The following is a 7,971-nucleotide window of genomic DNA, read 5'->3' on the forward strand; positions in this document are numbered from 1 at the left end:
ACCCAAAACCTTTTAAGCCGCGTTCAAAACTGAGTTTTGAAATTTAAAAACTTTGTTATAAACTGGTTTTAGAAATCAGCTTTAGACCATAATAAAATCAGAAGGGATGGCGGAAATCAATGACCTGTTGGGTTTTCAGGGTTCTCTGTGGGACAGTACCTATTGTGTGGATCACAGGGAGGATTGTACCCTGAACTCCCAGGTATGAAGATATCACCAAACATTCCCGTGAGGGGATATTTCCTGCCCTTGTACTCAAGCCTAACCTTGCTAGAGTATATCGTGAGACGAACGTTGGTGTCTTTGTACGTTTCTTTTAGTGCCAATGAGAGGCTGACCAATGAAGACGTTCTTGTTTCTTTGGTTAACCCCACACCAATCGCCAAGGTAAAAGGTGTAACTTTTGTGTTTCCACTTCCAATAACACCCAACACCGGCGCCGAAGCCGAAAACAGTGGAAGGGTGTCTACCCTGTGACCAAAGTAGTAGGTATTGGTGAGGATTCCTCCCGTGCTCTCTATATTGCCTTTAGTATCCCAATACCAATGTACAAACCACATGGTTCTGCTCATTGGCCCACCAGTTCTACTTGGCCATCCTGCTTCAACGAATTTCCTTAAATGCATGTCATTTTCATCGGGTTTTCCAAGAACCACATAAGCGTAGGTGTCTAGAGGCTTCTTGTTCCAGACTTCTCCGTTAACATAATCAACTCTATAGAGTTGATACTTTGCAAATACAGCACTTCCCCTAACTCCGGCCCCAATAACAGAAGGTGATGTTAACTCCGAACCCCATATCTTAACTGTTGATTCTGGAATTCTGAGTGACCTTCTGTCTATTGTGTATGAATAGCCAAGAATCTTTCCTTCTACCGAGCCGCTAACGCCCCCTTTCTCGATAGCTCCCACTGCAGAAAAAGCCAATTCTGCATTGTTATCCGATATTGAGTCGTAATTAAGGGAGATAAAAATACTATTCACTTTATCAGTGTCCCCAGTCACTTGGAAAGCGGCTACTGGAATAATGCTGGCCCTGCCCAGTGTCTTCTCGTGGAACCACTCAAAGCAGTACCATGTCCGGTCGCCGCCCTCGTAGAAAATAGGTGAACATGAAGATTCTAAGAGAGATGAGCCGCCGGTAGACGCGCCTACAATTTCCCTTGAGGTTACTCTTTTGGAATCTTTGAGGATCTTCTCAACTTCTCTCCTGCTATAAATCCTGCCCGATGCCGAATTGTCGAGCTGGACTTTAACTCTCATTCTCGATACTATTCTATCAATGTTGAGGGGGATTGTTTTCATGAAGTAGTTTAGATTGCCGTCTCTGTCGACAGTAGTCCCCAGCAGAAGCAGTGAAGGTTTAACACTATCGGGGTTTATGCCTTCTGTTCTTAGGTATCTATCCCATTCACGCATAGCATAAAGTATCCGGCGGAAGTCTATTGAGATTTTGCCCTTGCCCGAATAAACTCCAAGATCTATCAAAGAGCCGTTGGGCATGAGAAGTGAGACCGTGACCGTCGCTGGGTCGCTGGTTGGTAGCTCGACCTCAAAGGACGGGCCGAAAAACATGCCCCTGTAATATTCGACCTTCATCCCCGCATACTCCGTTGAGGTTATAGGAATCTGCAACGCGGCTGAGACCGCTGTTAGTACTAAGCTTAGACCTACTAATGTTGCTATTATTAGTTTTTTCATTAAATCACCTCAATGATTGGTAATATTTACGATTTTAAAAAGTTTTTCGTTTGAGGCCCAAAAACCTTTTAAGCCGCGGTCAAAATCTAGTTTTGAAATTTAAAAACTTTGTTATAAACTGGTTTTAAAACCGGGTGATGAGAATGACCCAGCTTGAGGCCGCGAAGAGGGGAGAGATAACCGAGGAGATGAAGTTCGTAGCTGAGAGGGAAGGGATAAGCCCGGAAAAGCTCAGGAGGAGCATAGCGAAGGGCCATACTGTAATCTTCCGCAACGTTAAGCACGACTGGGTTAAGCCCGTCGCTGTGGGCAACGTTGTCCGCGTTAAGGTGAACGCGAACATAGGGACATCTCGCGATATTGTTGATGTTAAGGCCGAGATAGAGAAGGCCAAGACGGCCGTCAAATACGGCGCCGACACCATAATGGACCTCTCCACCGGCGGAGACCTTGACGAGATCAGGAAAACCATAATGCACGCCGTTGACGTGCCAATCGGTACCGTTCCGATTTATCAGGCCGCAGAGGAGATGCTCGCTAAGGGAAAGGCCATCATCGAGATGAGCGAGGAGGACATATGGAAGGCTGTGGAGAAGCACTTTAGAGATGGAGTTGACTACACGACGATCCACGTCGGCGTCACCAGGGAAGTCGTCGAGAAGATGAAGAGGACAAAGCGCGTTGTCGGCATGGTATCTCGCGGGGGGACGTTTTTGGCGGCATGGATACTCCACTGGGGCGAGGAGAACCCGTTCTACAGGGACTACGACTACCTGCTGGAGCTTGCTAAGGAGTACGACGTTGTTCTCAGCCTGGGCGATGGCCTGAGGCCCGGTGGATTACCTGACGCAGGAGACGAACTCCAGATAGCCGAACTATATACCCTCGGGAGGCTCGTGAGGAGGGCGAGGGAAGCGGGAGTTCAGACGATGGTCGAGGGGCCCGGACATGTACCAATAGACCAGATAGCGGCGCAGGTAAAGCTGGCAAAGATAGCGACGGACAACGCTCCCTTCTACGTCCTAGGGCCTCTCGTCACGGACATCTTTCCGGGTTATGACCACATCACCGCTGCAATAGGCGGTGCAATAGCAGCTCTAAACGGCGCGGACTTCCTTTGTTATGTAACGCCGGCAGAGCACCTCGGCCTTCCCGATGTCGAGCACGTCCGCCAGGGAGTCATAGCGGCGAAGATAGCGGCCCACGCGGTAAACCTAACCCGCTTCGAGGCCGACTTTAAGAGGGACTACCTCATGAGCTTAGCGAGAGGAAAGCTCAACTGGGCCGAGCAGTTCGAGCTGAGCCAGGATAAAGAGCGGTTCATTGAGATAAGAAAGGAGAGGCCGACCAAAACAGAGGCCTGCTCGATGTGCGGTGACCTCTGCGCGATAAAGCTCATCAACGACATGCTGCAGAAGGGGTGAGAGCTTGAGGCTCCTCTACTCCGGTAAAACAAAGGACGTCTACGAGGACGGTCCTTACCTCATTTTCCACTTCAAGGACACAGTCCTCGGCAGAGAAGGGAAGGAAGACAGCGGGAGCAACGAGGTTATCGGCGAAAAGACCGGAAAGGGGAGTGTTGTTTTGAGGCAGACCGAGTTCTTCTTCAAGCTCCTAGAAGAGAACGGGATAAAGACGCACTTCATTGGGAGGATTGACGAGAGGAAGGCCCGCTTTTTGAAGGCTGAAAAGATACCGCTTGAGGTTATCTACCGCGAACTCGCCTACGGGAGCTTCCTGAGGAGATACGGAGGCTGGGTGAAACCGTTCCAGCCTTTGGGAATAGTCGAGTTCACCCTGAAGGATGACCGCCTCGACGACCCGCTGATAGCTGAAGATGCAGTAGTCGCCCTCGGGATCGCGAACAGGGAAGAGGTCAAGAATATGAAGGAAACGACAAGAAAGGTGGCAGGAATCCTGAGGGAGTTCTTCTCCTCAAAGGGCCTTCGGCTGGTTGACTTCAAACTTGAGTTCGGCAGGCTGAACGGAGAGCTTCTAGTCATAGACGAGCTGAGCGGAGACACGATGCGCGTTGCTAAAGATGGGAGGATTCTAACCCGGGAAGAACTGCTGGAGGTGATTGGATGATAATCTCGACGATAGCTTCCCATTCCTCCCTTCAGATTCTCCTCGGAGCCAAGGACGAGGGCTTTAGGACGAGGCTCTACGTGAAGCCCGGGAGAAAGGCCTTCTACGCCTCCACGAGGCTCGCGGACGAGCTTTTGATAAGGGAGGATATGAGCGCGGTTCTCAACGACAAAGGGATAGTGGTTCCTCACGGCTCCTTCGTGGCTTATCTCGGCATTGACGCAATAGAAAGGGCTAATGCAAGGTTCTTCGGCAACAGGCGCTTCCTCAAGTGGGAGACAACCTTTGAGCTTCAAGATAAGGCCCTCGACAAAGCTGGAATACCACGCGTTGAGGTTGTCGAGCCTGAAGAGGTTAAGCCGAACGAGCTTTACTTCGTCCGCCTTGAGGGGCCGAGGGGCGGTAGCGGACACTTCATCGCCAAAGGAGAAGAGCTTGAGGAAAGGCTGGAGGGCGTTGATGGCAACTACCGTGTGGAGCGCTTCATCCCCGGCGTTTACCTCTACGCCCATTTCTTCCACTCGCCGATTTTGGAACGGCTCGAACTGCTCGGCGTTGACGAGCGGGTGGTTATAGCGGACGGAAACGCCCGCTGGCCTGTTAAACCGCTTTCCTACACGATAACGGGCAACGTCGGCGTCGCTTTAAGGGAATCGCTCCTGCCGAGGCTCTACGACTACGGATTGGCTTTCGTCGAGGCCATGCAAAAGCTTGAACCGCCAGGGATAATCGGCCCCTTCGCCCTGCACTTTGACTACGACGGGGAATTCAGGGCCATTGGCTTCGCCTCGCGGATAGACGGAGGAAGCAACGCCCTCCACTGGTACGGACGGCTCTACTGGGAGGAGCCGATGAGCGTTGGAAGGAGGATAGCGCGGGAGATAAGGCTAGCCCTTGAGGAGGACAGGCTTGGGGAGGTGGTAGCTTGACCTACACTGGAAGAACCCTCGGAATTGGCCTGATGAACGGCAAACCCTTCGCCTTCTACCTTCTCTGCTCCCGCTCCTTTCCAAAGAGGAAGGCCTTAATCAAGGCCAACGCCGCCTACATCATCAACCAGACCGAGACGGACAACCCCTACGTGAGCTACCCGGTGGTGAGGGCAAACGAGAGGTACACGGTGGTTACCAACGGCCTCCACACGGACTTTATCTTCCAGGCCCTTGAGTGGGAGAAGCCGAGGAAGGCTCTGGTTCACGTTCTCGATGCGATGGACTACGAGAGGGACGAATACAGCACGCCGAGGATAGCTGGAGTCGTAGAGCGCGGGAGCGAGCGGGGCTGGCTCGGCTTCGTCGGTAAAGAGGGGCTCTGGGTGAGGGAGCTTAGGCTGAAAGAAAAGAGGGCATTCGTTACGGCCACTTACAACGTGGATGGCTTCATCGAAATTGCCCTAAACGACTTCAGCTCTGCCGGAGAACTCGCCTCGGAGGTCCTTAAGCTTCCTTTCAAGCATAAGGTTCTCTCAATAGGGGTTGTGGAAAATAAAAAGAGCTGGGAGGTTGAGGCTGCTCCCTAACTTTGCCCTGGCATCTCTTTGATGTGGACGTCCATCTGCGGGAAGGGTATCTCTATTCCCTCCCTAGTGTAGAGTTCGTAGATGCCCCTGGTGAGGTCGCCTTTTACAGTCCAGTAGTCCTCGGTCTTCGTCCAGGCCCTCAGCTGGAGGTTTATTGAAGAGTCGGCGAGGGCGGTTATAACTACCGTTGGCTCAGGTTCACTGAGGATTTTGGGGTGATTTTTCATGAGCTCCATCGCCAGCTTTATCGCTCTGTCGAGATCGGTGCCGTAGGCAATGCCAACGTCAACACTTACCCTTCTGGTTGGCATTCTCGTGTAGTTGATTATGGGGCTGCCCCAGACGAGCCTGTTGGGTATCGCGACAAAAACGTTGTCTGCCGTCAGAAGCTCTGTGTTCATAATGCCAATCGACGTGACCTTTCCGGTGTGCCCTCCTACCGTGATCACATCTCCGATGTCGAAGGGCCTCAGTACGACTATCCACATACCAGAGGCGAGATTCGTGAGTGTGTCCTGCATCCCGAAGCCCAGGATGAGGCCTATCACCGCGGAGAGGCCCAGCACTACTGAACCAACTCCAATTCCAAGGGCCCTGACCGCGAGAAGCAGCACGGCAACGTACAGCAGGGCGCTGAAAAACTTGGTAAGGAACTCCACGACGAGGTCGGGGAGTCTCGTCTTCCTCAGCCCGCGCTTGAAGGAGGCTGTTATTATCTTTGTAACAATCCAGCCGACGACCAGGATTACAATTGCCGTGACGATCTGGATGGGTGTTACACCAACGTAGGGCAGCGGCTTATCAGGGGCTACCATGCTATCACCTCATTGTGAATCCGGTTTGTCCTCTTTAACACTTTCTTAGCTGGGAGAGCATCATAAAGCAGAAAAGATGTGCCACTTGCCTCAGCAAAGGGAAAAGGAAAGATCAGTCCCTCAGCTTCCTCATCAGGTTGGCCATCTCAAGCGCCGCCATGGCGTACTCGAAGCCCTTGTTGGCCTTTATACCTGCCCTGTTGAGACCCTGGAGTTCGTCCTCAACGGTTATGACACCAAAGATTACCGGGACTCCAGTCTGGAGGGAAACGTTGGCGACGCCCTTTGCAACTTCGCTGGCAACGAGGTCGAAGTGCTTCGTTTCTCCCCTGACGACGGCTCCAAGCGCTAAAACCGCGTTGTACCTTCCGCTTTCGGCGAGTTTTTTGGCAACGAAAGGTATCTCGAAGGAACCTGGAACTTTTACGACGTCAACTGCATCGACGCTGTGCCTCCTGAAGCAGTCCAAAGCCCCTTCAAGCATCTCCCCTGTGAGGAGGTCGTTGAAGCGCCCTACGACAACCGCCATCCTAAGGCCCTTTCCGTCAAAACCGCCCTCAAAGGTTCTAACCTCCATTTTCACCACCATTTTTGTAAGTTTGTAATATTGCGAAATACATAATTATTCAAACCTTCACCGGAAGCCTGTGGCCGAGCTTTTCTTCCTTCACCTTCAGGTAGGTTCTGTTGTAGTCGGTAACCTCAGGAGGAGCGGGGACGATTTCAACCACCTCAATCCCGAACTCCTCCAGGGCTTTGGCCTTCGCCGGGTTGTTGGTTATGAGCCTGACCTTTGAAACGCCCAATGCCCTGAGCATCTGGAAAGCACTCTCGTAGGTTCTCTCGTCGGCCCTATGACCGAGAGCCTCGTTGGCTTCAACCGTATCGAGGCCTTTATCCTGAAGCTCGTAGGCCTTTATCTTCTCCTTCAGGCCGATTCCCCTTCCCTCCTGATCCATGTAGAGGAGTATGCCACCTTCCTGGGCTATCATCCTCAGCGCGTTGGCCAGCTGGCTTCCACAGTCGCACTTAAGCGAGGCAAGGGTATCGCCGGTGAGGCACTTGGAGTGAATTCTTACGAGCGGGACTTCCCCGTAGGGTTCCTTGACTATTGCAACGTGCTCCTTGAAGTCCAGCTCGTTGTCGAAGGCTATTATCCTGAACTCGCCGTAGCGTGTTGGCAACTTCGCGTTGGCGTAAACCTTAATCAGCTGTTTCCTCTTTACGAACTCCTTCCAGACGTCGTCGATGTTTACAACCGGCAAATCATGCTCTTCAGCGAGCTTTAGCGCGTATTCCCTGTTGTGGGAGTCCCCTTTTTCGTCGAGTATCTCGACTATGAGGGCGTACCTCTTGAAGCCGAGGATTTCCATGAGCTCAAGCGAGCCCTCGGTATGCCCTCTCCGCCTGTTCAGGCCCACTCCTCCGAGCAGGTGGAGGTGACCCGGATACCTGAAGTGCTCAATGGAGAGGCCCTCAGCCAGTTTTCTGGCCGTTAGGGCTCTTTCTTCGGCAGTTATACCCGTGAAGTTCTCCCTGTAGTCAACGGGGATCAAAAAGTTAGTCTCGCCCTCCTTGCTCGGCAGGGGGAAGAAGCCCCTTTTCAGGGCCCCGTCCATGTCCATCGTGAGGCAGAGGAGGCCCTTCATCGAGAGCATGAAGTTTACAACATCAGGCGAGGCTATCTCGGCCGGGTAAACCAAATCGGCCTCAAATTCTCTTCTATCGTCGATGAGAACGACCGGCTTTCCGTCAAGGATAGCGTTTCTTATTGAGTCCCAGTTCATCTTTCATTCCCCTGGAACAATTTTGTTCCACATCTTTTAAAAATTTGTTCCAAAAATGGAAT

General features: G+C 52.1%; 8 protein-coding genes. 4 read left to right on the forward strand and 4 right to left on the reverse strand.

Annotation, left to right across the window (positions count from 1 at the left end):
- Positions 1 to 116: 116 nt before the first annotated feature.
- Positions 117 to 1,700, reverse strand: coding sequence for a hypothetical protein (locus MVC73_RS09595; protein WP_297510357.1), 1,584 nt, complete (start codon positions 1,698 to 1,700; stop codon positions 117 to 119).
- A gap of 143 nt (positions 1,701 to 1,843) precedes the next feature.
- On the opposite strand from MVC73_RS09595, the gene thiC reads away from it, so the two are divergent.
- Genes thiC through MVC73_RS09615 form a run of 4 tightly spaced genes read left to right on the forward strand, consistent with a single transcriptional unit; the run spans position 1,844 to position 5,307 of the window.
- Positions 1,844 to 3,124 (forward strand): phosphomethylpyrimidine synthase ThiC, encoded by a 1,281-nt coding sequence (gene thiC, locus MVC73_RS09600; protein WP_297510375.1) that lies wholly within the window; start codon positions 1,844 to 1,846, stop codon positions 3,122 to 3,124.
- Between the two features lie 4 nt (positions 3,125 to 3,128).
- The gene (locus MVC73_RS09605) at positions 3,129 to 3,788 is read left to right on the forward strand and encodes a phosphoribosylaminoimidazolesuccinocarboxamide synthase (protein ID WP_297510360.1); all 660 of its coding nucleotides are present in this window, start codon (positions 3,129 to 3,131) and stop codon (positions 3,786 to 3,788) included.
- A complete protein-coding gene (locus MVC73_RS09610) occupies positions 3,785 to 4,717 on the forward strand; it encodes a formate--phosphoribosylaminoimidazolecarboxamide ligase (protein ID WP_297510363.1) in 933 nt (310 codons plus the stop codon). Before MVC73_RS09605 ends, MVC73_RS09610 begins: the two co-directional genes overlap by 4 nt.
- Positions 4,714 to 5,307, forward strand: coding sequence for an IMP cyclohydrolase (locus MVC73_RS09615; protein WP_297510366.1), 594 nt, complete (start codon positions 4,714 to 4,716; stop codon positions 5,305 to 5,307). Before MVC73_RS09610 ends, MVC73_RS09615 begins: the two co-directional genes overlap by 4 nt.
- Here MVC73_RS09615 and MVC73_RS09620 read toward each other — a convergent pair.
- The 3 genes from MVC73_RS09620 to MVC73_RS09630 all read right to left on the reverse strand — a co-directional run bounded on the left by MVC73_RS09620 (position 5,304) and on the right by MVC73_RS09630 (position 7,909).
- Positions 5,304 to 6,122, reverse strand: a complete 819-nt coding sequence (locus tag MVC73_RS09620; protein ID WP_297510370.1) for a mechanosensitive ion channel family protein — start codon at positions 6,120 to 6,122, stop codon at positions 5,304 to 5,306. The genes MVC73_RS09615 and MVC73_RS09620 overlap by 4 nt on opposite strands.
- Positions 6,123 to 6,234: 112 nt before the next feature.
- Positions 6,235 to 6,699, reverse strand: a complete 465-nt coding sequence (gene ribH / locus MVC73_RS09625) for a 6,7-dimethyl-8-ribityllumazine synthase (RefSeq protein WP_297510379.1) — start codon at positions 6,697 to 6,699, stop codon at positions 6,235 to 6,237.
- Between the two features lie 49 nt (positions 6,700 to 6,748).
- Positions 6,749 to 7,909, reverse strand: coding sequence for a bifunctional 3,4-dihydroxy-2-butanone-4-phosphate synthase/GTP cyclohydrolase II (locus MVC73_RS09630; protein WP_297510372.1), 1,161 nt, complete (start codon positions 7,907 to 7,909; stop codon positions 6,749 to 6,751).
- Positions 7,910 to 7,971: the final 62 nt, after the last annotated feature.

Source organism: Thermococcus sp., from assembly GCF_027052235.1.
Classification (GTDB): Archaea; Methanobacteriota_B; Thermococci; order Thermococcales; family Thermococcaceae; genus Thermococcus.

What these genes read in the sequence shown, in the direction of transcription:
- ribH (WP_297510379.1), bottom strand. Translation starts at nt 6,699, where the DNA reads ATGGAGGTTAGAACCTTTGAGGGCGGTTTTGACGGAAAGGGCCTTAGG.
- MVC73_RS09630 (WP_297510372.1), bottom strand. Translation starts at nt 7,909, where the DNA reads ATGAACTGGGACTCAATAAGAAACGCTATCCTTGACGGAAAGCCGGTC.
- MVC73_RS09620 (WP_297510370.1), bottom strand. Translation starts at nt 6,122, where the DNA reads ATGGTAGCCCCTGATAAGCCGCTGCCCTACGTTGGTGTAACACCCATC.
- MVC73_RS09610 (WP_297510363.1), top strand. Translation starts at nt 3,785, where the DNA reads ATGATAATCTCGACGATAGCTTCCCATTCCTCCCTTCAGATTCTCCTC.
- MVC73_RS09595 (WP_297510357.1), bottom strand. Translation starts at nt 1,700, where the DNA reads ATGAAAAAACTAATAATAGCAACATTAGTAGGTCTAAGCTTAGTACTA.
- thiC (WP_297510375.1), top strand. Translation starts at nt 1,844, where the DNA reads ATGACCCAGCTTGAGGCCGCGAAGAGGGGAGAGATAACCGAGGAGATG.